Source organism: Aureimonas sp. Leaf324 (assembly GCF_001423245.1).
Taxonomy (GTDB): Bacteria; Pseudomonadota; Alphaproteobacteria; order Rhizobiales; family Rhizobiaceae; genus Aureimonas.
The window spans coordinates 465606-485737 of the sequence record NZ_LMOH01000012.1 but is presented as its reverse complement, the minus strand read 5'-3'; the positions used below and the strand labels follow the sequence as shown (position 1 = coordinate 485737).

The 20132-nt window shown below is 68.5% G+C and carries 24 protein-coding genes and 1 other RNA gene; 14 read left to right on the top strand and 11 right to left on the bottom strand.

Features of this window, described 5'->3' with window-relative positions; translation table 11 throughout:
- Positions 1 to 3: 3 nt before the first annotated feature.
- Both ASF65_RS09905 and ASF65_RS09900 read right to left on the bottom strand, forming a co-directional pair.
- Positions 4 to 363, bottom strand: coding sequence for a DUF1428 domain-containing protein (locus ASF65_RS09905; protein ID WP_055888431.1), 360 nt, complete (start codon positions 361 to 363; stop codon positions 4 to 6).
- A gap of 25 nt (positions 364 to 388) precedes the next feature.
- Positions 389 to 814 carry a VOC family protein gene (locus ASF65_RS09900; protein WP_055889082.1) on the bottom strand — a complete coding sequence of 142 codons (426 nt, stop codon included), beginning with the start codon at positions 812 to 814 and terminating at the stop codon, positions 389 to 391.
- 79 nt (positions 815 to 893) lie between these two features.
- Between ASF65_RS09900 and ASF65_RS09895 the strand changes: the two genes are divergently transcribed.
- The gene (locus tag ASF65_RS09895) at positions 894 to 1607 is read left to right on the top strand and encodes a winged helix-turn-helix transcriptional regulator (protein WP_055888429.1); all 714 of its coding nucleotides are present in this window, start codon (positions 894 to 896) and stop codon (positions 1605 to 1607) included.
- 3 nt (positions 1608 to 1610) lie between these two features.
- Here ASF65_RS09895 and ASF65_RS09890 read toward each other — a convergent pair whose 3' ends face one another.
- The 5 genes from ASF65_RS09890 to gap form a co-directional block, all read right to left on the bottom strand.
- Positions 1611 to 3401, bottom strand: coding sequence for a glucan ABC transporter ATP-binding protein/ permease (locus ASF65_RS09890; protein ID WP_055889079.1), 1791 nt, complete (start codon positions 3399 to 3401; stop codon positions 1611 to 1613).
- Between the two features lie 169 nt (positions 3402 to 3570).
- Positions 3571 to 4299 (bottom strand): SGNH/GDSL hydrolase family protein, encoded by a 729-nt coding sequence (locus ASF65_RS09885; protein ID WP_055888427.1) that lies wholly within the window; start codon positions 4297 to 4299, stop codon positions 3571 to 3573.
- A 20-nt stretch (positions 4300 to 4319) separates the two neighbouring features.
- On the bottom strand, positions 4320 to 5513 hold the full coding sequence (locus tag ASF65_RS09880; RefSeq protein ID WP_055888425.1) for a phosphoglycerate kinase: 1194 nt from the start codon (positions 5511 to 5513) through the stop codon (positions 4320 to 4322).
- Between the two features lie 39 nt (positions 5514 to 5552).
- Positions 5553 to 6113, bottom strand: coding sequence for a putative glycolipid-binding domain-containing protein (locus ASF65_RS09875; protein WP_055888423.1), 561 nt, complete (start codon positions 6111 to 6113; stop codon positions 5553 to 5555).
- Positions 6114 to 6122: 9 nt separating this feature from the next.
- Positions 6123 to 7136 carry a type I glyceraldehyde-3-phosphate dehydrogenase gene (gap, locus tag ASF65_RS09870; protein ID WP_055889076.1) on the bottom strand — a complete coding sequence of 338 codons (1014 nt, stop codon included), beginning with the start codon at positions 7134 to 7136 and terminating at the stop codon, positions 6123 to 6125.
- A gap of 416 nt (positions 7137 to 7552) precedes the next feature.
- Here gap and ASF65_RS09865 point away from each other — a divergent pair, with 416 nt between their 5' ends.
- From ASF65_RS09865 to ASF65_RS09855, 4 genes are all read left to right on the top strand, one after another.
- The gene (locus ASF65_RS09865) at positions 7553 to 7834 is read left to right on the top strand and encodes a DUF4164 domain-containing protein (RefSeq protein ID WP_055889073.1); all 282 of its coding nucleotides are present in this window, start codon (positions 7553 to 7555) and stop codon (positions 7832 to 7834) included.
- A 28-nt stretch (positions 7835 to 7862) separates the two neighbouring features.
- Positions 7863 to 8228: a cell division protein ZapA gene (gene zapA / locus ASF65_RS09860; protein ID WP_055888422.1), complete on the top strand. Its 366-nt coding sequence runs from the start codon at positions 7863 to 7865 to the stop codon at positions 8226 to 8228.
- Positions 8229 to 8287: 59 nt separating this feature from the next.
- A non-coding RNA gene (gene ssrS, locus ASF65_RS20820) (6S RNA) lies at positions 8288 to 8446 on the top strand.
- A gap of 53 nt (positions 8447 to 8499) precedes the next feature.
- Positions 8500 to 9093: a 5-formyltetrahydrofolate cyclo-ligase gene (locus tag ASF65_RS09855; protein ID WP_055888421.1), complete on the top strand. Its 594-nt coding sequence runs from the start codon at positions 8500 to 8502 to the stop codon at positions 9091 to 9093.
- Here the strand turns inward: ASF65_RS09855 and ASF65_RS09850 are convergent.
- Positions 9044 to 9577, bottom strand: a complete 534-nt coding sequence (locus tag ASF65_RS09850; protein ID WP_210166639.1) for a CAP domain-containing protein — start codon at positions 9575 to 9577, stop codon at positions 9044 to 9046. The genes ASF65_RS09855 and ASF65_RS09850 overlap by 50 nt on opposite strands.
- Before the next feature lie 102 nt (positions 9578 to 9679).
- Between ASF65_RS09850 and ASF65_RS09845 the strand changes: the two genes are divergently transcribed.
- The 3 genes from ASF65_RS09845 (at position 9680) to ASF65_RS09835 (ending at position 11416) form a co-directional block, all read left to right on the top strand.
- Entirely contained in the window at positions 9680 to 10300 is a 621-nt protein-coding gene (locus ASF65_RS09845; protein ID WP_055888419.1) for a glutathione S-transferase N-terminal domain-containing protein, read from the top strand.
- Positions 10297 to 11118, top strand: coding sequence for a TIGR00282 family metallophosphoesterase (locus ASF65_RS09840; protein WP_055888417.1), 822 nt, complete (start codon positions 10297 to 10299; stop codon positions 11116 to 11118). Before ASF65_RS09845 ends, ASF65_RS09840 begins: the two co-directional genes overlap by 4 nt.
- A 106-nt stretch (positions 11119 to 11224) precedes the next feature.
- Positions 11225 to 11416: a hypothetical protein gene (locus tag ASF65_RS09835; RefSeq protein ID WP_156369239.1), complete on the top strand. Its 192-nt coding sequence runs from the start codon at positions 11225 to 11227 to the stop codon at positions 11414 to 11416.
- A 3-nt stretch (positions 11417 to 11419) separates the two neighbouring features.
- On the opposite strand, the gene ASF65_RS09830 is transcribed toward ASF65_RS09835, so the two are convergent.
- A complete protein-coding gene (locus ASF65_RS09830; protein ID WP_055888413.1) occupies positions 11420 to 12232 on the bottom strand; it encodes an MBL fold metallo-hydrolase in 813 nt (270 codons plus the stop codon).
- 175 nt (positions 12233 to 12407) lie between these two features.
- On the opposite strand from ASF65_RS09830, the gene ASF65_RS09825 reads away from it, so the two are divergent.
- Positions 12408 to 13157, top strand: coding sequence for a YebC/PmpR family DNA-binding transcriptional regulator (locus ASF65_RS09825; RefSeq protein WP_055888412.1), 750 nt, complete (start codon positions 12408 to 12410; stop codon positions 13155 to 13157).
- 114 nt (positions 13158 to 13271) lie between these two features.
- Here the strand turns inward: ASF65_RS09825 and ASF65_RS09820 are convergent, their stop codons facing one another.
- Positions 13272 to 14372, bottom strand: coding sequence for a serine hydrolase (locus ASF65_RS09820; protein WP_055888409.1), 1101 nt, complete (start codon positions 14370 to 14372; stop codon positions 13272 to 13274).
- A 428-nt stretch (positions 14373 to 14800) separates the two neighbouring features.
- On the opposite strand from ASF65_RS09820, the gene ruvC reads away from it, so the two are divergent.
- From ruvC to ruvB, 5 genes are all read left to right on the top strand, one after another.
- Entirely contained in the window at positions 14801 to 15319 is a 519-nt protein-coding gene (gene ruvC, locus ASF65_RS09815) for a crossover junction endodeoxyribonuclease RuvC (protein ID WP_055888407.1), read from the top strand.
- Between the two features lie 68 nt (positions 15320 to 15387).
- A complete protein-coding gene (locus tag ASF65_RS09810; RefSeq protein ID WP_055888405.1) occupies positions 15388 to 15657 on the top strand; it encodes an AbrB/MazE/SpoVT family DNA-binding domain-containing protein in 270 nt (89 codons plus the stop codon).
- Positions 15635 to 16051 carry a type II toxin-antitoxin system VapC family toxin gene (locus ASF65_RS09805; protein ID WP_055888403.1) on the top strand — a complete coding sequence of 139 codons (417 nt, stop codon included), beginning with the start codon at positions 15635 to 15637 and terminating at the stop codon, positions 16049 to 16051. Before ASF65_RS09810 ends, ASF65_RS09805 begins: the two co-directional genes overlap by 23 nt.
- Entirely contained in the window at positions 16048 to 16668 is a 621-nt protein-coding gene (ruvA, locus tag ASF65_RS09800) for a Holliday junction branch migration protein RuvA (RefSeq protein ID WP_055888401.1), read from the top strand. The genes ASF65_RS09805 and ruvA overlap by 4 nt, the downstream gene beginning before the upstream one ends.
- A gap of 13 nt (positions 16669 to 16681) precedes the next feature.
- A complete protein-coding gene (gene ruvB / locus ASF65_RS09795) occupies positions 16682 to 17722 on the top strand; it encodes a Holliday junction branch migration DNA helicase RuvB (protein WP_055888399.1) in 1041 nt (346 codons plus the stop codon).
- A gap of 61 nt (positions 17723 to 17783) precedes the next feature.
- Here ruvB and ASF65_RS09790 read toward each other — a convergent pair whose 3' ends face one another.
- Positions 17784 to 19991, bottom strand: a complete 2208-nt coding sequence (locus ASF65_RS09790) for an esterase-like activity of phytase family protein (RefSeq protein ID WP_055888397.1) — start codon at positions 19989 to 19991, stop codon at positions 17784 to 17786.
- Between the last annotated feature and the right edge of the window lie 141 nt (positions 19992 to 20132).

Sequence of the window (20132 nt, the reverse complement as noted above, 5' to 3'; positions counted from 1 at the left end):
CCGTCAGCCCGCGTCCTTCAGGATCATGTCGAAGCCGCCGAAGACCATGCGCTGGCCGGAGAACGGCATCTCCATCCCCTCCATCTCCATCCGTGGATCGGCGAAGACCTTCTGGACGGCCTCGTCCCGCACCGCCTTGGACGGGTAGACGATCCAGGAGAACACGACGGTCTCGCCGGCTTCCGCCTTCACCGCCATGCGGAAGTCCGTCACCTTGCCATCGGGCAGGTCGGAGCCCCAGCATTCGACGACCTCGAGCGCGCCGTATTCGCGAAACAGCGGCGCGGCGCGGGCCGCGAGTTCCAGATAGGCGTCCCGGTTGGCCACGGGCACCGGCACGAGAAAGCCCTCGACATAGGCCATGTGATCCTCCCTTTGTCGGCTCGCCTCAGCAGTTTGCGGCGGGCGCCTTTGGCATCGCGGCGAGATCCATCCACATCACCTCCCAGATATGCCCGTCCGGGTCCTCGTAGGAGCGCCCGTACATGAAGCCGTAGTCCTGCGTGGGCGTCGGATCGGCGATCCCGCCCGCGCCGACCGCCTTGCCGACCTCGGCGTCCACCGCCTCGCGGCTCGTCGCGGACAGGCACAGGAGAACCTGCGCCCCGGCCTTGGCGTCGGCGATCGGTCGCGGCGAGAACTGCATGAACTTCTCGTGCGTCAGCAGCATCACGTGGATCGTCTCCGACACGACGATGCAGGCGGCCGTGTCGTCGGAGAACTGCGGGTTCTTCGCGTGGCCGAGCGCTTCGTAGAAGGCGACCGAGCGTTCGAGATCGCGAACGGGAAGATTGACGAAGATCAGCCTGGACATGGACCCCTCCAGCATCGGCGCACCCGACAGCGCGCCCTCGATTGGACAAGACTGACCGTATCGGTTATCAATTGCAACCATGAAGTCAGAAAAAATAACCAATGGTGCGGATCCGACCAGCACGGAGCGGCGCTGGCCCTATCGCGACGCATGCGCGGCCGCCCATGCGCTGGAGCTTCTCGGCGAGCGATGGACGCTGCTCGTGATGCGCGAGCTGATGCCGGGACCGCGCCGCTTCAGCGACCTGCGCGCCGGCCTGCCGGGCATCAGCGCCAATGTCCTGACGCAGCGGCTGGACTGGCTGGAGGAGGCGGGCGTGATCGTCCGCCGCGAACTGGCGCCGCCATCCGGCGCGCGAGTCTACGAGCTGACGGAATGGGGTCGGGAGGCCGAGCCGATCTTTCGCGTGGTCGGCCGCTGGGGTTCGCGCTCGCCCTTCCATGATCCGACGGCCAGCTTCTCGACGGCATCGCTGATGCTGTCGCTACGGACGATGTTCGAGCCCGAGCGGGCGGACGGCTTTGCAGGGCGGATCGGCTTTCGCCTCGGGCGCGAGGCGCTGCTCGCCGTCGTCGCCGAGGGTGGGATCGAGGTCGCCGCAGGGTCGGTGGAGGGCGCGGATGCCGTGTTGATCGGCGAGCCCCGCGCGGTCGCCGCCACGATCTACGGCGGCCAGAGCCTCGAGACGCTGGAAGCGGCCGGCGTGCTGGCGGTGGAAGGCGATCGCGAGACCGCCCGCCGTTTCACGACCTTTTTCCCGTTGCCGGAAAAGGCGCCCCTGCCGGCCGGCTGAGAGCTATTCGGCCGCTTCCAGAAACGCCGTCGGCGCCAGCGGCTCGGGAAGCCTGCGCAGCGACGAGACGCCGGCGTCGCGCGCCAGCCCGGCGAAGATGCCGCCCTGCGCCACGAGCTCGTCGAAGGTGCCGGTCTCCGCGATATGGCCTCCGTCCAGCACGATGATGCGGTCCGCCGAGCGGATGGTCGACAGCCGGTGCGCGATGACGAAGGTCGTGCGGCCCTTGCGCAGTCGCTCAAGCGCGCCCTGGAGGCGTGTCTCGGTCGCCGTGTCGAGCGCCGAGGTCGCCTCGTCGAGGATCAGGATCGGCGCGTCCTTCAGGAGCGCGCGGGCGATCGCGAGGCGCTGGCGCTCGCCGCCGGACAGGCCCAGCCCGCGCTCGCCCACCATCGCCTCGAAGCCGTCCGCCTTGCGGCCGATGAAGTCGGCGGCACCGGCAAGCCGCGCGGCCTCCTCGATTTCGGCCATCGTGGCCTCCGGCCGGCCGATCGCGATGTTCTCGCGGATGGTGCGGCTAAAGAGACCCGCTTCTTGGAAGACGACACCGATCGACCCGCGCAGCGAGGTCAGCGTCACGTCGCGGATGTCCTGCCCGTCGATGGTGATGCGCCCGCATTCGGGATCGTAGGCGCGCTGGAGAAGCGACAGGGCGGTGGACTTGCCCGAACCCGTCGGCCCGACGATCGCGATCGTCTCGCCCGGCTGGGCCTCGAAGTCGAGGCTGCGAACCGCGCCGGACCCCTGAGGGTAGCGGAAGGTGACGTTCTCGAAGCGTACGCGCCCTTCGGTCACGTTCAGCGGCTGCGCGTCCGCGCGCTCCACCACGTCGGTGCGCTCGCCAAGGATGGCGAAGAACTGCACCAGCATCGGCGCGCGCGAGAAGAGGCCCATCAGGAAGCCGGTCAGCTGGTCGAGGCGGCCGATCAGCAGCGTCGCGAAGCCGACGAACGACACGATCTCGCCGACGCTGGTCTGCCCGCGCGAAGCAAGGAACGCGCCGTAGGCGAAGATCGAAACGATCGAGATGGACGAGGCACCTCGCGTCAGCACCGCCATCACCGCCCACCAGTTGAGGACCGGGTACTGCGCGGCGAGGATGCGGTCGAGCGCCGAGCGGACGGAGCCGATCTCGCGAGGGACGGCGAGGAAGCTCTGGAGCATCGGCACGTTGCCAAACAGCTCGCCGACGGTGCCCGAGACGCGGGTGAAGTGGCCTTCGATCTGGGCCTGGCCGCCGGACGTGCGGCGCACGACGGCGAGGTTCACCAGCGTGTAGACGACGATGAGGACGCCGAGCAGCGAGGCGAGGCGCCAGTTCATCCAGAATGCGACGGGCAGCAGCACGGCGAGCGCCACGACGTTGCCGATCTGCTCGCGAAACAGCGGCAGCCAGAACGAGAACAGGGTGTCGACGCCCGAGATCATCACCCGCATCAGCCCGCCCGATTGCGAACGCGAGTGGAACGAGGCCGGCAGCGCGAGAACGTGCTCCAGGAAGGTGGCCATCGCGGCGAGGCGCCGGCGGTGCATCAGCCGGTCGGCAAGAAGCGAGATCGTCATCGCCGACAGGAACGAGACGAAGCTCGCGGCACCCCAGAGAAGCACGAGCGAGAGCGCGTTTCCGCCCGACAGAAGCGCGTTCACGGCATGGCCGAACAGCACCGGCTCGGCCACCTGGATGCCGGCGACGGCCATGCCGGCGAGGACGATGCCGGCGACACGGCCGGCCTCCGGGCGCAGGAGCGCGATCGCCCGCGCATAAGCTTGGAAGGATTGGGAAGCGGCGGGCATGGGCGGGGCATCCAAGAGCGCGACCCGGCCGTCGGATCGCATGCGATGAAGTCGGCGCGCGCCTTTCCTTCGCTTTTCCGTCCGAATTGGGGCAAGTGCCCCTTGAAGCGTGGATTTGCTGCGCTACGCGAGACTTTCACGCAAGCCTTGCGGCGAAATGGACGCGCCGTCAGGCCGCCTTCGTGCGATCGCCCAGAAGATACGGTGCCAGGTGGCCCGCGGTGTAGACCGCGCCGTCGGCCGAGGCGTGGAAGCCGTCGCGTGAGAATCCGGCCGGCTCGACGCGGGGCAGGGTGGTCGCCGGCACGACGCCGCGCTCGAGGCAGAGGCGCGCGCCGAGGCGGGCGAGGACGCGCTCGCGCAAGGACAGCACTTTGGCGAGACCGCGCGGCAGCGCGGGCACGCGCAGCATGTCCACCGGCGGCGACCAGACGATGCGCGCGTCCGGCCAACGGGCGCGCAGGGCATAGAGAAGACCGCCGAAGCCGCGCTTGAACCGGCGCGCGGTGTGGAAGTTCTTCACGTCGTTGGTGCCGATCGACAGGAGGATGTGGGTGAAACCCTCCGGCGCGACGTTCGGCACGATGTAGTCGCGCACATCGGCCGAGACGGCGGAATTGGAGCCGATCGCGCGCCAGCGCACGGCCTCGCCGGTCAGCGCATGCAGTCGTTCGGCGAGGCGGGCGGCCAGCCCGTCCTCCGCCCGGTCGACACCGACACCGGCGGCCGACGAATCGCCAAGCACCAGAAGGCGGATCGGCGCCTCGTCACCCGGCCCTCCGGCCATCCCGTGGAACGGCCCGGCCGGCGGCAGCATGCGCTCGATCGAGCGCCGGATACCGATGCCCTGCCAGATGTAGACCGGGAACATCAGCCAGGAGAGGAGGGCGGGGCGCATGGATCCGATCCGTGGACGCGTCAGGCCTTCAGTGCGTCGACGCCCGGCAGCGGCTTGCCTTCCATCCATTCGAGGAAGGCGCCGCCCGCCGTCGACACGTAGGAGAAGCGCTCCGACACACCGGCCTGATTGAGCGCCGCCACCGTATCGCCGCCGCCGGCGACCGAGACGAGCTGGCCGGCCTCGGTGCGGCTGGCGGCATGGCGCGCGGCGGCCATCGTCGCCTTGTCGAAGGGCTGCAGCTCGAACGCGCCGAGCGGCCCGTTCCAGACCAGCGTCTTCGACTTGTCGATCCACTCGGTGATCGCGCCGACCGAGGCGGGGCCGACGTCGAGGATCATGGCGTCGGACGGCACGCGGTCCACCGGCACGGTCTCGTTCTCGGCATTCGCCTTGAACTCGCGCGCGACCACGGCGTCGACCGGCAGGAGGATGGTGCAGCCGCTCGTCTCGGCCGCGGCGAGGATCGCCTTGGCGGTGTCGGCGAGATCGTGCTCACAGAGCGACTTGCCGACGTCCTTGCCCTGTGCGGCGAGGAACGTGTTCGCCATGCCGCCGCCGATCACGAGGCAGTCGACCTTGGTGACGATGTTCTGCAGGAGGTCGATCTTGGTCGAGACCTTCGCGCCGCCGACGATCGCGATCACCGGCTTCTCGGGCTGGCCGAGACCCTTCTCCAGCGCCTCGAGCTCGGCCTGCATGGTGCGGCCGGCATAGGACGGCAGGTGGTGGGCGAGGCCCTCCGTGGAGGCGTGGGCGCGGTGTGCCGCCGAGAAGGCGTCGTTGACGTAGACGTCGCCGAGCGCGGCCAGACCGGAGACGAAGGACTCGTCGTTCTTCTCCTCGCCGTCGTGGAAGCGGGTGTTCTCGAGAAGGAGAACGTCGCCGTCCTTCATGTTGGCGACGATGCCGTCGGCGACCGGGCCGACGCAATCCTCGGCGAAGCCGACGGGCTGGCCGAGCTTCTCGGCGAGAACCGGCGCGATGGGGCCGAGCGACTGCGACGGGTCCACCTTGCCCTTCGGACGCCCGAAATGGGCGAGCAGGATCGCGCGGCCGCCCTTCTCGGTGATCTCGCGGATCGTCGGCAGGATACGCTCGATGCGCGTCGTGTCGGTCACGACGCCGTCCTTCATCGGCACGTTGAGATCGACGCGCACCAGGACGCGCTTGCCCTGGAGGGCGGCATCGTCGAGCGTCTTGAACAGGGTCATCGCTGGGGCTCCGTCAGGAAAAGGGTGAGGATGTCGCGCTCAGACGCGTCGGAAAAGGGTGGGGTAGTCGATCACCAGCCCGTCCCGATCGACGGGGAGATCGGCCGAGAAGCCGCCGTCGACGGCCTCGTAGCGGTAGAGGCCGGGCGCAAGCTCTGTGTAGCGCTGTTCGTCCACCAGCGGCTCGAACGTGTCGAACGGCACGTAGAGCATGCGCAGTTCGGTCGGCTCGTCAAGCCGGCCGTCGAGCCGCCGGATGGGCAGGGTGTTGGTGAAGGGCGTGCCGGCGAGGTCGATGTCGATGCAGCCGTCGAGATCGGCACGGTGCGTGCCGTCCTCGCCCGTCCACCGGCCGGAGGCCTCCTGCTTGAGAGCGAGGCGCTGCCCAAGCGCGGTCTCTATGCCAAAGCGCGTCACGCGCCACGCGGTGTCGAGTTCGATCTCGTAGAAGACGCCGTAGGGGCGATCGCCCTGGCCACCGATCAGGGCGGAGCGGGCGACGACGCCGGTGGGCGTCGCCGCAAGATGGAGGTGCTCCAGCCCCTCGCCCTCGGCGTGAGCCCAACGGACATCGCGTGAGGACAGGGGCCGGAACGGCATCGGCTGGGATCAGCCGGCGTTGTGCATGGCGATCGCGGTGTCCGACATGCGGTTGGAGAAACCCCACTCGTTGTCGTACCAGGACAGGATGCGCACGAAGGTGCCGCCGAGGACCTTCACCTGATCCATCGCGAAGATCGAGGAGTGCGGGTCGTGGTTGAAGTCCACCGACACGTTCGGGTCGAGCGTGTAGCCGAGGATGCCCTTCAGCGGGCCTTCGGCGGCGGCGCGGATGGCGTTCTGCACTTCCTCCACCGACGTGGCGCGCTTGGCGGTGAACTTGAAGTCCACCACCGAGACGTTCGGCGTCGGCACGCGGATCGACGAGCCGTCGAGCTTGCCCTTGAGCTGCGGCAGCACGAGACCGAGGGCCTTGGCGGCGCCCGTCGAGGTCGGGATCATCGACAGGGCGGCGGCGCGCGCCCGGTAGAGATCCTTGTGCATCGTGTCGAGAGTCGGCTGATCACCCGTGTAGGAGTGGATCGTGGTCATGAAGCCGGTCTCGATGCCGATGGCTTCGTCGAGCACCTTGGCGACGGGCGCGAGGCAGTTGGTGGTGCAGGAGGCGTTTGACACGATCCTGTCGCTCGCCTTCAGGGTGTCGTGGTTCACGCCGAAGACGACGGTCTTCTCGTCGGCCGCGTTGGTCAGGGGGCCGGAGATCAGCACCTTCTTGGCGCCGGCTTCCAGATGCGCCGAGGCCTTGGCCGGATCGGTGAAGATGCCGGTGCACTCGAACGCGATGTCGACGTTCAGTTCCTTCCACGGAAGGTTCTTCGGGTCACGCTCGGCGCTGACCTTGATCGGGCCGCGGCCGACGTCGATCGTATCGCCCGCGACCTTCACCACGCCGGGGAAGCGGCCATGGACCGAGTCGTAGCGGATCAGGTGGGCGTTGGTCTCCACCGGGCCGAGATCGTTGATGCCGACCACCTCGATGTCGGTACGGCCGGACTCGATGATGGCGCGCAGGACGTTGCGCCCGATGCGACCGAAACCGTTGATGGCGACGCGGACTGCCATGGTCATACTTCTCCTCAGGCGGCGAGGCCGGGATGGCCCGTCGGATGCCGTCCGCGAGATCGGGACGGCGAATGCTTCTCGCCCGGCCCGACATAGGGCCGGCGCAGGACATTGTCAGCCGCAGCGCGGGAAACGGGAGACGACGGGCGGCAGGACGTGCGCGTCGGGCGCGCGGGGCACAAAGGGCATGCCGGCACGGTATCTGGACCGCTTTCCTCCGGGATTCGGGCCGCGGGAAGAGGCTACATCGTTCGGCACGCACACATCATAGGTCCCGAGCGCCTGTCAATCGCGGCCGATCCGTGCGCGCCTTTCGCTTTTCAAATCGGTCGGGGGCGCGATAAAGCAGGGCAGCCTTGAACGAAGTGCCCGGCGGATCGGGGCGCGGGTGCGATTCCTTCGAAGGAGGCAGGATGATGGATGCGGCCAGTCCGCTCGGCCAGGCGACGCTTCGCCTGCAGAAGGCCCTCGAACGGCTCGAGGATGCGGTGGACGCGCGCATGTCGCGCGACCACGTGGTTCTGTCGGTCGAGGAGGAGGTGCAGCGCATGACGGCCGACCGCTCCCGGCTGGCGAGCGAGCTCGACACCGCGCTGACGCGGGCCCAGCGCTTGGAGGCCGCCAACCGCGAGGTCTCGCGCCGCCTCGTCACCGCGATGGAATCCATCCGCGACGTCCTCGCCGAACGACGCGCCTGACCCGCGCCCCTCCAGGAAACCGATCCCCATGCCCCAGATCGCAGTCACCATCGACGGCAAGACCTACCGCATGGCCTGCGCCGAAGGCGAGGAGGCGCATCTCCTGGGGCTCGGCGCCGGGCTCGACGCCCGCGTCTCGCAGTTGCGCGGCAGCTTCGGCGAGATCGGCGACCTGCGGCTGATGGTCATGGCCGCCCTGATGGTGGCGGACGAACTCGACGAGGCGAAGGGGAAGCTGGCCGCGGCGAATGGCGAGATCACCGCGCTGCAGGAGCGCGAGGCACAGGCCGCCGGCGGCGCGCGGGCGGGCGACGCGCGTCTCACCGAGCATCTCCTCGGCGTGTCCGAGATCGTCGAGCGCATCGCCGCCAAACTCGAAAACGGCCGCCGCTGACGAAAATGCTCGCGCCGCGGCCATGGAAAGGCCGGGGCGGGCGTGCTATATCCCGTGTCGGCGGGCTGCGCGGTTCGACAGGGATAACTTATTCCCCGGGGCCTTACGCATCCCTAAGGGAGCTGTTCCTGCCTCGGCCCGTGGGCTGGGGCATACGGCGCCCACCTACTCTGTAGGTTCCCGGGATCGATCTTCTCATCGGCCGAGGTGGCTCGCCACTCCCTCCGTCATTCGCTATTCGAGGCTTCCCGCGTTTCGCACCGAGGAAGCCATGTCCGACATCGCAGCCGACAAGGCCGACCTTCGCCGCATGGCCCGCGCCCGGCGCGAGGCGCTGGCGCCGGCCGCACGGATCGAGGCGGCCTTCGCGCTGGCCGAGCACGTCGCCCGCGACACCCTGTTCGAGACGGTCGACGCCGTCGGCGCCTATCTTCCCATCGGTTCCGAGATCGACCCGCGCCCGGCGATGATGGCGCTCGCCGACCGCCGGCTGCGGCTGGCCGCGCCCGCGATCGTGAACGGCGACCTCGAGTTCCGCGAACTGCTGCGCGACGGCGAACTGGTCGCGCAGGGGCACGGCACCGTCGCGCCGGGCGCGGCCGCGCGGGTGCTCGACCCCGACGTTCTTCTGGTGCCGCTTCTCGCCTTCGACCGGCGCGGCGCGCGCATCGGCTACGGGCGCGGTTTCTACGACCGCGCGATCGCCCGTCTTCTCGCAGTCAAGCCGGGGCTCGTCACCATCGGCCTCGCCTTCGACGCGCAGGAGGTGGCCGAGGTGCCAGTCGAGCCGCACGACCGCTTCCTCGACCGCATCCTCACGGAAAGCGGAGTTCGGGTCCCCAGCGCAACGGCTTCTCCGCGCTAGGCTTGGCCGGATACTTCGACGGGCTGGCGAGGACCTGCGCCCAATAGGGGCGGGGGTTTCCCGGCATCTGCGCGCCCGCGAAGCCGATTTGCGTAACATTGGGGTTGAGGAGGTTCTTCCGGTGGTCGGGCGAATGGATCCAGCCCACCATGGCCTCGTCGTAGTCCTTGTAGCCGCGGGCGATGTTCTCGGCCGTCGTGCCCCAGCGGTAGCCCACCCGCTCGACCCGGCCGGGCAGGGCGCCGTCGACCGCATGGTCCATCTTGTCGCGCCGCGCCATCGCTTCGCTCTGTGCGGCGGCCGCCGCCATCAGCCGCTCGTCCACCGTCAGCGGCTTCAGGCCATTCTCGGCGCGGAACGCGTTGACCGCCGCAAGGCCGCGGCCCCGATCGATCGACAGATCGGCGACGGACGACGAGGTCGTCCCCGTCGAGGCGCATCCCGCCAGCAGCGAAACCGCAAGGAGCGCGGTCGCCGTGTTCATGCTCGTCTTCATTCGTCCGGTCGTCCTGCCTGCCGTTCACCCTCGCAACGCGAGCCTGCCCGCGCTACGTGGTTTCAAACTTGCCTGTCGGAGATTCGCCCCATGATCGAGCTCTATACTTGGACCACACCGAACGGCGAGAAGCCGGTGATCATGCTGGAGGAACTCGGGCTCGACTACGCGTTGCGCCTGATCGACATCTCGACCGGCAAACAGAAGGAATCGGACTTTCTTGCGATCAACCCGAACGGTCGCATCCCCGCGCTGACCGACGACGGCGTGCGCGTCTTCGAGTCCGGCGCGATCCTCCTCCATCTCGCCGAGAAGACCGGGCGACTGCTCGCGCCCGCCGGCGCGGCGCGGGCTGAGGCGCTCGGCTGGATGTTCTTCCAAGCCGGAGGTACCGGGCCGATGATCGGCCAGATCCACTATTTCAAGAATGCGGACGAGCGCAGCGACTTCGCCATCCGCCGCTTCGAGAAGGAGTCCGACCGGCTGCTCGGCGTTCTCGACAAGCGGCTCGGCGAGGTCGAATACCTCGCGGGCGAGTTCTCGGTGGCCGACGTGATGAACGTCTCGTGGGCCCGAAGCGGCCTCAAGGACCTCGACGCGCATGAAAAGTTTCCATCGCTCGCCGCCTGGGTTCGCCGCGTCGACGAGCGACCGGCGGTGGCAAGGGCGCTCGCTAAGCTGAAGGCCGCCAAGGAAGCACTGGCGTCATGAGGTTCCTGTTCCTCGGCGACATGGTGGGGCGAAGCGGGCGTGTGGCGGTGCGCGATCGGCTGCCGGGCCTCGTCGCGGACTGGCGGCTCGATTTCGTCGTCGTCAACGGCGAGAACGCGGCCGGCGGCTTCGGCATCACCGAGGACATTTTCGAGGAGACGGTGGCGGCGGGCGCCGATGTCGTGACGACCGGCAATCACGTCTTCGACCAGCGCGAGGCGCTCACCTTCGCCTCGCGCCACGACCGGTTCCTACGCCCGGCCAACTACCCGAAGGGCACGCCCGGCCGCGGCTCCTGCCTCGTCGAGGCGCGGAACGGCGCGCGGGTGCTCGTCGCCAACGTCATGGGCCGCGTCTTCATGCATCCCGAACTCGACGATCCGTTCCGCGCCGCCGAGGACATTCTCGCCGCGTGCCCGCTCGGCGAGCAGGCCGACGCCGTGATCTTCGATTTCCACGCCGAGGCGACGAGCGAGAAGCAGTGCTTCGGACACTTCCTCGACGGGCGCGCTTCGGTCGTCGTCGGCACCCACACGCATGTGCCGACCGCCGATCATCAGATCCTGCCGCACGGCACCGCCTACCAGTCGGACGCCGGCATGTGCGGCGACTACGACTCCTCGCTCGGCATGGACAAGGAGGAGCCGATCAACCGCTTCGTCACCAAGGTACCGCGCGGCCGTTTCGAAGCGGCATCGGGTCCGGCGACGATCTGCGGGCTGGCGGTGGAGATTTCCGACCGCACGGGGCTGGCCGAGAAGGTCGGCACGGTGCGCATCGGCCCCCGGCTGGAAGGCTCCGTCCCGAATTTCTGGTGAGACCGGAGAACCGCCGCAATCGACCGATCAAGTCCCGGCATCCAAAGCGTGCGGCAGGGGGCCTGAACGTGTGCGGACCATCCGACTTCATCTCCTCGGCGTCCTCATGGCGTTGATCGGCGTCGTCACGTCGATGCCGCAGCCGCCGGCGCGCCATCACGGGCATGCGCTGCGCAACCCCGCGCAGGTGCAACTCGACGACGACGATGACGACCGCGACGACGAGGCCGCGATCCTTGAGGAGGAGAATGCGGGAGGGGGCACCATGACGTCGGGCGACCGCCGCCGCCGGACCTGAGCTTCAGACCCCGCTGAGCAGCACGACCGTCGGCTGGCGCGGCAGGTTGCGGGCCGAGAGCGTGATCGACGCCTCCCCGCGGCGCTCTACCGCGAAGTCCGGGATCTGCGCGAGGAAGCGCTCGATCGGCGTGCGGAAGCGATGCATCGGCAGCACCACCGAGGAATGGAGCCGCTGGGCGATCTCGCCCATGCCCGCCTGGCTCATCGTCCAGGACCCGTCCACCGGCACCATGAGGACGTCGAGCCGCCCGATCGCCGCGTAGTCGTCCTCGGTCAGTTGGTGGTGGAGATGGCCGAGATGGCCGATGCAGAGGCCCGACGCTTCGACGATGAAGATCGAGTTCCCGTCCGCCTCGAACGTGCCGTAGCGGTTGATGTCGGTCGGCACGTTGCGGATCAGGACGTCGCCGACCGTCACCGCGTGCTTCGCGGGCCCGCCCTCGGGGTTCCAGCCACGCAGCACCGTCGAGATGCCGGGATCGGGAACGTCGGTGTAGTGGGTGGAGTGCGCCTTGTTCATGGTTACCACATCGGGCGGCTCGCCGCCGCCGTGATAGCCGGAATAGTCGGTGGCGATGCGCACGCCGTCGGCGCTCTCGATCAGGTAGGTGGCATGGTGGACGTAGGTGATCGTCACCTCGTCCCGCCCGTTCTGCGCCAGCCGCACCGGGCCTTCGGGCGCGTCGAGCGAGGCGTAGCGGACGCCCGGCAGGCGGTCAGCGATCGCGAGGCAGGTGCTGACCGGCGCATCCTGTGCCAGCACGGGAGCCGCGCCACCGAGGGCGATGAGAAGGGTCAGGGTCATCCGTCGCATCGCGTGGACCTCGTGGGTTCGTGCGGGATCGGATGGCGAGCCTGCGCCCGTTGCGGCCGGTGCCCAAGTCACACTCGCGTCATCTGCCGGGCGGCGCGTCGTCTGGACGCGGGCCCGCATGGAATTTATACGATCCCGCAAAGCGATCCCGTCAGACAAGAGAACAGGTGCCGCGATGGCCGGTCATTCCCAATTCAAGAACATCATGCACCGCAAGGGCCGGCAGGACGCCGTGCGCTCCAAGATGTTCTCCAAGCTCGCGCGCGAGATCACGGTCGCGGCGAAAAGCGGCACGCCCGACCCGGACATGAACCCGCGCCTGCGCTTGGCGATCAACAACGCCAAGGCGCAGTCCATGCCCAAGGACAACATCAGCCGCGCGATCTCGAAGGGCTCGGGCGCCGACACCGAGAACTACGACGAGGTGCGCTACGAGGGCTACGGGCCCGGCGGCGTCGCCGTGATCGTCGAGGCGCTCACCGACAACCGCAACCGCACGGCGTCCAACGTGCGCTCCTACTTCACGAAATCCGGCGGGGCGCTCGGCGAAACCAACTCGGTGTCGTTCCTCTGGGATCGCGTCGGCGAGATCGTCTATTCCGCGAAAGTGGGCGACGCCGACAAGGTGATGGAGGCCGCGATCGAGGCCGGGGCCGACGACGTCCAGTCTGATGACGACGGCCATCGCATCATCACCGCCTTCGGCGACATGAACGATGTCGCCGCCGCGCTGGAGAAGAGCCTCGGCGAGGCCGAGAGCGTCAAGATCATCTGGCGCCCGCAGACCACGACCCCGGTCGACGAGGAAAAGGCCCAGAGCGTGCTCCGCCTCATCGCCAACCTCGAGGACGACGACGACGTGCAGAACGTCTACGCCAACTTCGAGGTCGACGAGGAGACGATGGCCAAGCTCTCGGCCGCCTGACCGGCGTCAGGCAACGCAGGATTGGGATGGGCGCACGGAGGCAATCCGTGCGCCCCTTTCGTTTCTCAGGGCGCCTGCCGGCCGACCGCGAGATGCCGGCTCGGACGGGCCGCGTCAGCTCTTCTGCGCGCCCGCCCGTCGCGCCTCGGCCGCCGGGATGATCGTCTCCGACACCAGCCGGTGCAGGTCCTGCACGTAGCCGGAGCGGGCGGAGGGCTGGTCCTCGGCCGAGGTGATGGCGACGGTGAGGGCGAGATCGGGGATGATGTAGATCATCTGCCCGCCATAGCCCCAGCCATAGCGCCCCTCGTGGCCGGCGAAGGTGTCGATGAACCAGCCGTAGCCGTAGCGCCCGTCGTGGAAGCGCGAGGTGGTGCGCGGCGTCCAGGACTGGGCGATCCAGTCTTCGGAGAGGATGCGCGTGCCGTCGGGGCCCAAGCCGCCGCGACGGTAGAGCTCGCCGAACGCGAGCAGCGAACGCGGCGTCATCGCCATCTGGTTGCCGCCGAGATAGATGCCCTGCGGGTCGCGCTCCCAGTCGGTAACGCGCACCCCGGCCGGACCCAGCCACTCGCGCGCAAGTGCCAGCGTCGACCGGCCGCTCGCCTTCGTCAGGATCGCCGAGAGGAGGTGCGTCGAGCCCGTGGAGTAGAGCATCGATCCGCCGGGATCGGTCACGAACGGGCGGCGGAGCGCATCGCGCACCCAGTTGCGCGAGGAAATCCACGCGCCGTAGTTGCCCCCCGACGTGCGATCCAGCCCCGCCTGCATCGACAGGAGATGACCGATCGTCACTTGGGTCAGGCGCGGATCGGGGTTCTCGGGAAAGTCCGCGCGAAGGAAGTCCGCGATCGGCTGGCCGGGACCCCGGATCAGTCCCTTGTCGATCGCGATGCCGACGAGCGCCGAGACCACAGATTTCGAGGCCGACTTGATGTTTGCGGCCCGGTCGGTTCGATTGCCGCGAAAGCCTTCGTCCACCAGCGTCTCGCCGTCTTGCGCGATCTGCAGCGTCTCGATCGGCGCAAAGGAACGTGCCCGCTCGATCGCCGCGCCGAAACCGTTCAGCGCGATGGGAGCCTCGGCCGTCGGTGTTCGGGCGTCACCGGGAACTGCGGGAGCACCCTGCTGTGCCCATGCCGGGCCAGCGGGCATCAGGAGAGGCGAGAGGGTTGCTGCGACGACGAGGCGCGGAAGGACGTGGCGGGAGGTCATGCGCCGGGAAATGGGGGCGGGGACGCACCGGCTCCAGACGATTCACCGAAACGTGCGGCCGAAGTTCAGACGCCCGGAGACGACCCGAATCCGCGAGACTTCACCGCCGGGTGCAAGGACGAAACCCCGATCGCGCCGCAGATGGACTTCGTCAGATCGTCCGCCAGAGAACCATGTCGATGGCCGCAAGCCAGACGACCGCGCTGAAAAGCAGGCCGTTCATCAGGCCGGTCATCGGCTTCATCTCGTCCATTTCCATCCCTCCCTTTGATCGCCCAAGTTATATACGACGATAAACGATTTTGCCATATCAATTTGCGTGGGGTGGTGACGCGGTTCGATATGGCCGATCGCCCGCGCGGTCTCGTTTCGATTTTGTTCACCACTCCGGCGTAGCGATGCGTTAGAAGAACGGAAGTGGAACGAGCATGCTTCAGGAGCGCACCATTCGCATCATCGGCATCGACCCGGGCCTTCGGCGCACGGGCTGGGGCGTGGTGGAGACGGTCGGCAATTCGCTGCGCTTCGTGGCGAGCGGCACCGTCACGTCCGACAACAAGCTCGACCTCGCGACGCGTTTGCGCCAGCTCCACGACGGGCTGACCGACGTCCTGCGCGGCTTCGAACCGGACGAGGCGGCGGTGGAGCAGACCTTCGTCAACAAGGACGCGGTCGCGACCCTGAAGCTCGGTCAGGCGCGCGGCATCGCCATGCTGGTGCCCTCGCTGGCCGGGCTGCCGGTCGCCGAGTATGCGCCGAACGCGGTGAAGAAGGCGGTGATCGGGGTCGGGCACGGCGAGAAGGCGCAGATCCATATGATGGTGAAGGTGCTGATGCCCAAAGCCACCTTCGACACCGACGACGCGGCCGATGCCCTCGCCATCGCCATCTGCCATACCCATCACCGACAGTCGGCGCAGGCACGCGCGGCCTACGCCAACCTCTGATGTTCTTGACTTGTTCCCGTTCGCTCGATAGGTAATACCGGGCAGGTATTACTAGGTGAGGCCGAACCATGCGGGTGACCGAGAAGGGGCAGGTGACGATCCCGAAGCCGATCCGCGACAAGCTCGGGATCGGGCCGGGAAGCGAGGTCGAGTTCGTGGATCGGGGCGATCACGTCGAACTCGTGCGGGAGGAGCTGCCGAGCGATCCAAAGCTTCGGCGTGAGGAGATCCGGCGTCGTCTCGATGCGCTGCGTGGGACGATCGACACGCATGGCATGGACGGCAAGGAGTTCATTGACTGGCTGAGGGGACCGCGTGACGACCTCGACCCTCGTTGACTCGAATATCTTCATCGACGTCCTTGGGACGGGCCCCCTGAGGGAGAGTGCGCTGGACGCTTTGACAGGGGCGGCCGACGAAGGCGTTATCGTACTTTCCCCGATCGTCTGGGCGGAACTCGCCTTCTCGCCCATGACGGAGTCGCTTCTCTATCGGTCGATCTCTTGGCTTTCCCCGAGACGAGAGGCGTTTCCATTTGAGGCCGCCTACCCCGCCGGTCAGGCCCATCGCCGCTACCGGACGCGCGGCGGGCGGCGCGACCGGACGCTTCCCGACTTCCTGATCGGCGCCCATGCCATGGTCGCCGGCCACCGCCTTCTCACCCGCGACGCCTCGCGCTATCGCGACTACTTCCCCGACCTCGACATCCTGTGCCCGGAGAAGCATCCTTGATCGGCAAGCTGAAAGGCACCGTTGATACGGTCGAGGAGGACTGCGTGACGCTCGACGTTCACGGCGTCGGCTACGTCGCCTTTTGCGGCGCGCGCACGCTGGCGGGTCTGCCGGGCGCGGGCGAGGCGGCCTCGCTCTTCATCGAGACCTATGTGCGCGAGGACATGATCCGCCTCTACGGCTTCGCGTCCGCCGTCGAGCGCGACTGGTTCCGCCTCCTCCAGAGCGTGCAGGGCGTGGGTGCCAAGGTGGCGCTCGCCGTCGTCGGCACGCTGTCGACCGGGGACCTCGCCAATGCGATCGCGCTGCAGGACCGCACCATGGTCGCCCGCGCGCCGGGTGTCGGGCCGAAGGTCGCCGCGCGCATCGTCGCCGAGTTGAAGGACAAGGCGCCGGCCTTCTCCGGCGCGGCCGCGGTCGAAAGTTTCGGCCTCAAGCGCGACCTCGGTGAGGGCGTGGCGCCGGCGCCGATCGCCGACGCCGTGTCGGCGTTGGTCAATCTCGGCTATTCGCGAGAGCAGGCGGCCGGCGCGGTGGCCGTCGCGGTGAAGGAGGCGGGCGAGGAGGCGCCGTCCACGACCCTGATCCGCCTCGGCCTCAAGGCGCTGAGCCGCTGAAGCGAACGGACCCATGAGCAACACACGCCTCATCACCCCCGAGAAGCGCGGCGAGGACGTCGACGCGTCGTTGCGGCCGCAGCGGCTCGATGATTTCGTCGGCCAGGCGGCGGCGCGCGCCAATCTCAAGATCTTCATCGAGGCTGCCAAGACGCGCGGCGAAGCCCTTGACCACGTTCTCTTCGTCGGCCCGCCGGGTCTCGGCAAGACGACGCTGGCGCAGATCATGGCGAAGGAACTCGGCGTCAACTTCCGCTCGACCTCCGGCCCGGTGATCGCCAAGGCCGGCGATCTCGCCGCGCTCCTCACCAATCTCGAGGAGCGGGATGTCCTCTTCATCGACGAGATCCATCGCCTCTCGCCGGCGGTCGAGGAAATCCTCTATCCCGCGATGGAGGATTTCCAGCTCGACCTCATCATCGGCGAGGGACCGGCGGCGCGTTCGGTGAAGATCGATCTGGCGAAGTTCACGCTGGTCGCCGCGACGACCCGCATCGGCCTTCTGACGACGCCGCTGCGCGACCGCTTCGGCATCCCGGTCCGCCTGAATTTCTACACGATCCCCGAACTCGAACACATCGTGAAGCGCGGGGCGCGGCTGATGAGCCTGCCGATGGGCGACGACGGCGCGCGCGAGATCGCCCGACGCGCCCGCGGCACGCCGCGCATTGCCGGCCGCCTCCTGCGCCGCGTGCGCGACTTCGCGACCATGGCCGGTTCCGAGACGGTCGACCGGCGCATCGCCGACGAGGCGCTGACGCGGCTCGACGTCGACAGCCTCGGCCTCGACCAGCTCGACCGGCGCTATCTCGACCTCATCGCCCTCAACTTCGGCGGCGGCCCGGTCGGCATCGAGACCATCGCCGCCGCCCTGTCGGAGCCGCGCGACGCGATCGAGGACATCGTCGAGCCCTACCTGCTCCAGCAGGGGTTTATCCAGCGCACGCCGCGCGGCCGCCTCCTGACCCAGCACGCGTTCAAGCACCTCGGCCTCGCCGTGCCCTCGACCTACCAAGGCATCCAGTCGAGCCTGTTCGAGGGCGACGAGGAGTAGAGCTCACGAAAAGGGGCGGGGCCTTGCGGCTCCGCCCCTTCGTTCATCCGATGCGTAAGCCTCAGTTGCGCACGGCCGCCGACTGTTCTTTCAGCTTGCCGATCTCGAAGAACAGCGTTTCGCCGGACGAGTCGTCGACGCCGTCATTGTCGCTCACGACGAAGGCGGTGCCGTCCTTGTCGACCGCCAGGCCCTCGACCTTATCGACGACGTAACCTGCGGTCTGCGCTTTCAGGTCCGGCAGGAGGTCGCGCACCACGCTCTTCTCGACCGTCGGCAGGTCGCCGCCGAGCGGGGCCGGCTTCAACTGGTCGAGCGCGACGCGGGTGATCTGCTTCAGCCGCGCGGCGTCGCCGATCAGGTTGTCGCGCTCGATGAGATAGGCGGCGTCGCCCGAGACCGCGATCTCGGACAGGCCAACCCAGGCGCCCTCGGCCGGCGGTGCCTCCAGCGGATAGCGCACCGCGCCCCAGGTCTTGGCGTCGAGATCGTAGGCGAGCAGCTTGGTCGTGTTCTTCGGGTCGTCCTTCCAGGGGCGCTGCACCGCGACCCAGAGCGTGTTGCCGACCTTGGCGATGCCCTCCGCGCCGAAGCGGGTCTGGTGCGCCAGAAGCTCGGCCGGGAAGGCCACCGTCTCGACCACCGCGCCCTTGCCGTCGACATGGAGAAGCTGGTGCGGCACCTCCTTCTCCGGGTTGCCCTCGCTCGCCAGCCAGAAGCCGCCGGCGCCGTCGAGCGCGAGGCCTTCGATGTCGAGCTTCTTGGCGGCTTCGCCCTTCTCGGTGACCACCATCGCGTCGGTGATGCGGGCGGGCTTGGTGGTGACATTGATCGTGTAGATCGTCGGGGCCTTGCCGTAGACGCTGTCGCTCGCGGCGAACAGGCGCTTCGGCTCGTTCGCGTCGGCGGCCAGCGCGCCGAGCGCGCCCCAGCCGATCGGCACGCCGTCCCGCTCGACCGACACCATCTGCGGATAGGCGGGCGTGCCCTCGGCGCGCTCGTAGAGCATCACGTGGCTGCGCGCCGCGCCGTCTTCGACGAGATCGGCCTCGTTGGCGGTGGCGAGAAGGTTGCGGCCGGGAATGGCGACGGCGCCCTCCGGCGAGATGCCGGACGGCAGGAGCTGCACGAACTCCGGCTCGGCGCCCGTGTCGCGGTAGACGCCGACCACGGAGCCCCGCTCGGACAGGACGAAGATGAAGCGCTCGCCGCCGAACTCGGCGACCTCGAGGCCTTCCGGCTCGACGCCCTTGGCGTCGGACCGCTTGTCGGGATAGTGGCCGGCCTTGGCGACCTCGCGCTCGAACGCGGGGCCTGACTCGAAGGCCACCGACCCGTCGCGGTTGAAGATCGTGAAGCCGCGCGTGCCGCCCTTCCAGTCGCCCTCGTTGGCGACGACGAGACGGTCGGTCCCGAGCCACTTCACGGCGTCCGGCTCGCGCGGGCGCGCCTCGATCGTGTCGGTGAAGGCGATCTGGCCGTCGTCCTTCGCATCCACGCCTTCGAGCGCGACGGTTCCGGCGGTGAAGTGGCCGGTCACCTCGGCCGTCTTCCCGTCGATCAGGACGATGTGATTGTTCTCCTGAAGCGTGACCGCCAATTCGTTGTTCGCGTTGAAGGACACGAACTCGGGCTCGGGGTCCTCAGCCGCGATGGCTGGAATGCCCGTCAGCTCGACGCGGCGCAGGCCCGCGCAGTCCGGCGCGCCGTCCTTCAGGGGCACGAGCACGACGTAGCCCGCCGGCATCTGCGGCAGGGCACCGTCCTGCACGTCCTCGTCGCGCTCGTTCTCGATCGCGACGGCAGCGAGCGTGCCGTCCGGCGACACGGCGACGGAGTCCGGCTGGCCGCCAAGATCGCAGCGCGCGGTGACCGTGCGATCCGACATCGAGACGGTGGCGAGGAAGCCCGACGGTTCGGTGAAGCTCTTCGACGTATTGACCGCCGCCAGGACATGGGCGCCGCTGGCTGCCACCGACGTCGGCTCGCCACCCTCGAAGGCGACATAGCCGGCGCTCCTGGGCGCGCGGGCGTCGGTGATGTCGATGAAGCCGATGCCGCCGTGCGGGCTGTCCGAGTAGACCAGCGTGTTGCCGTCGCCGGACGCCGTGACGATCTCGGCCGAGGTCGGCGCCTTGGCGTCGGTCCCCGCGGGAAGGTTCAGCGCGACCGGGAAGGAGGCGATCCGGTTGAAGACCGGTTCGGCCGCGGCGGGCAGGGCGGTGGACGCAAGCAGCGCAAGTGCGGCGGGGAGGCGGATCGAACGCATGGCGGACCTTCCGGAAGATGAGCGGACGCGCCCTCCAACCAGCCCGACGTCACCACGCGATGACGATCCGATGACGGATCGATGACGGTTCGGGTCGTGGGCGGCGCTGGAACGCGGGCGCGACGGGCGCTAAGAGGGCGC

What these genes read in the sequence shown, in the direction of transcription:
- ASF65_RS09905 (WP_055888431.1), bottom strand. Translation starts at nt 363, where the DNA reads ATGGCCTATGTCGAGGGCTTTCTCGTGCCGGTGCCCGTGGCCAACCGG.
- ASF65_RS09900 (WP_055889082.1), bottom strand. Translation starts at nt 814, where the DNA reads ATGTCCAGGCTGATCTTCGTCAATCTTCCCGTTCGCGATCTCGAACGC.
- ASF65_RS09895 (WP_055888429.1), top strand. Translation starts at nt 894, where the DNA reads ATGAAGTCAGAAAAAATAACCAATGGTGCGGATCCGACCAGCACGGAG.
- ASF65_RS09890 (WP_055889079.1), bottom strand. Translation starts at nt 3,401, where the DNA reads ATGCCCGCCGCTTCCCAATCCTTCCAAGCTTATGCGCGGGCGATCGCG.
- ASF65_RS09885 (WP_055888427.1), bottom strand. Translation starts at nt 4,299, where the DNA reads ATGCGCCCCGCCCTCCTCTCCTGGCTGATGTTCCCGGTCTACATCTGG.
- ASF65_RS09880 (WP_055888425.1), bottom strand. Translation starts at nt 5,513, where the DNA reads ATGACCCTGTTCAAGACGCTCGACGATGCCGCCCTCCAGGGCAAGCGC.
- ASF65_RS09875 (WP_055888423.1), bottom strand. Translation starts at nt 6,113, where the DNA reads ATGCCGTTCCGGCCCCTGTCCTCACGCGATGTCCGTTGGGCTCACGCC.
- gap (WP_055889076.1), bottom strand. Translation starts at nt 7,136, where the DNA reads ATGGCAGTCCGCGTCGCCATCAACGGTTTCGGTCGCATCGGGCGCAAC.
- ASF65_RS09865 (WP_055889073.1), top strand. Translation starts at nt 7,553, where the DNA reads ATGGATGCGGCCAGTCCGCTCGGCCAGGCGACGCTTCGCCTGCAGAAG.
- zapA (WP_055888422.1), top strand. Translation starts at nt 7,863, where the DNA reads ATGCCCCAGATCGCAGTCACCATCGACGGCAAGACCTACCGCATGGCC.
- ASF65_RS09855 (WP_055888421.1), top strand. Translation starts at nt 8,500, where the DNA reads ATGTCCGACATCGCAGCCGACAAGGCCGACCTTCGCCGCATGGCCCGC.
- ASF65_RS09850 (WP_210166639.1), bottom strand. Translation starts at nt 9,577, where the DNA reads ATGAACACGGCGACCGCGCTCCTTGCGGTTTCGCTGCTGGCGGGATGC.
- ASF65_RS09845 (WP_055888419.1), top strand. Translation starts at nt 9,680, where the DNA reads ATGATCGAGCTCTATACTTGGACCACACCGAACGGCGAGAAGCCGGTG.
- ASF65_RS09840 (WP_055888417.1), top strand. Translation starts at nt 10,297, where the DNA reads ATGAGGTTCCTGTTCCTCGGCGACATGGTGGGGCGAAGCGGGCGTGTG.
- ASF65_RS09835 (WP_156369239.1), top strand. Translation starts at nt 11,225, where the DNA reads ATGGCGTTGATCGGCGTCGTCACGTCGATGCCGCAGCCGCCGGCGCGC.
- ASF65_RS09830 (WP_055888413.1), bottom strand. Translation starts at nt 12,232, where the DNA reads ATGCGACGGATGACCCTGACCCTTCTCATCGCCCTCGGTGGCGCGGCT.
- ASF65_RS09825 (WP_055888412.1), top strand. Translation starts at nt 12,408, where the DNA reads ATGGCCGGTCATTCCCAATTCAAGAACATCATGCACCGCAAGGGCCGG.
- ASF65_RS09820 (WP_055888409.1), bottom strand. Translation starts at nt 14,372, where the DNA reads ATGACCTCCCGCCACGTCCTTCCGCGCCTCGTCGTCGCAGCAACCCTC.
- ruvC (WP_055888407.1), top strand. Translation starts at nt 14,801, where the DNA reads ATGCTTCAGGAGCGCACCATTCGCATCATCGGCATCGACCCGGGCCTT.
- ASF65_RS09810 (WP_055888405.1), top strand. Translation starts at nt 15,388, where the DNA reads ATGCGGGTGACCGAGAAGGGGCAGGTGACGATCCCGAAGCCGATCCGC.
- ruvB (WP_055888399.1), top strand. Translation starts at nt 16,682, where the DNA reads ATGAGCAACACACGCCTCATCACCCCCGAGAAGCGCGGCGAGGACGTC.
- ASF65_RS09790 (WP_055888397.1), bottom strand. Translation starts at nt 19,991, where the DNA reads ATGCGTTCGATCCGCCTCCCCGCCGCACTTGCGCTGCTTGCGTCCACC.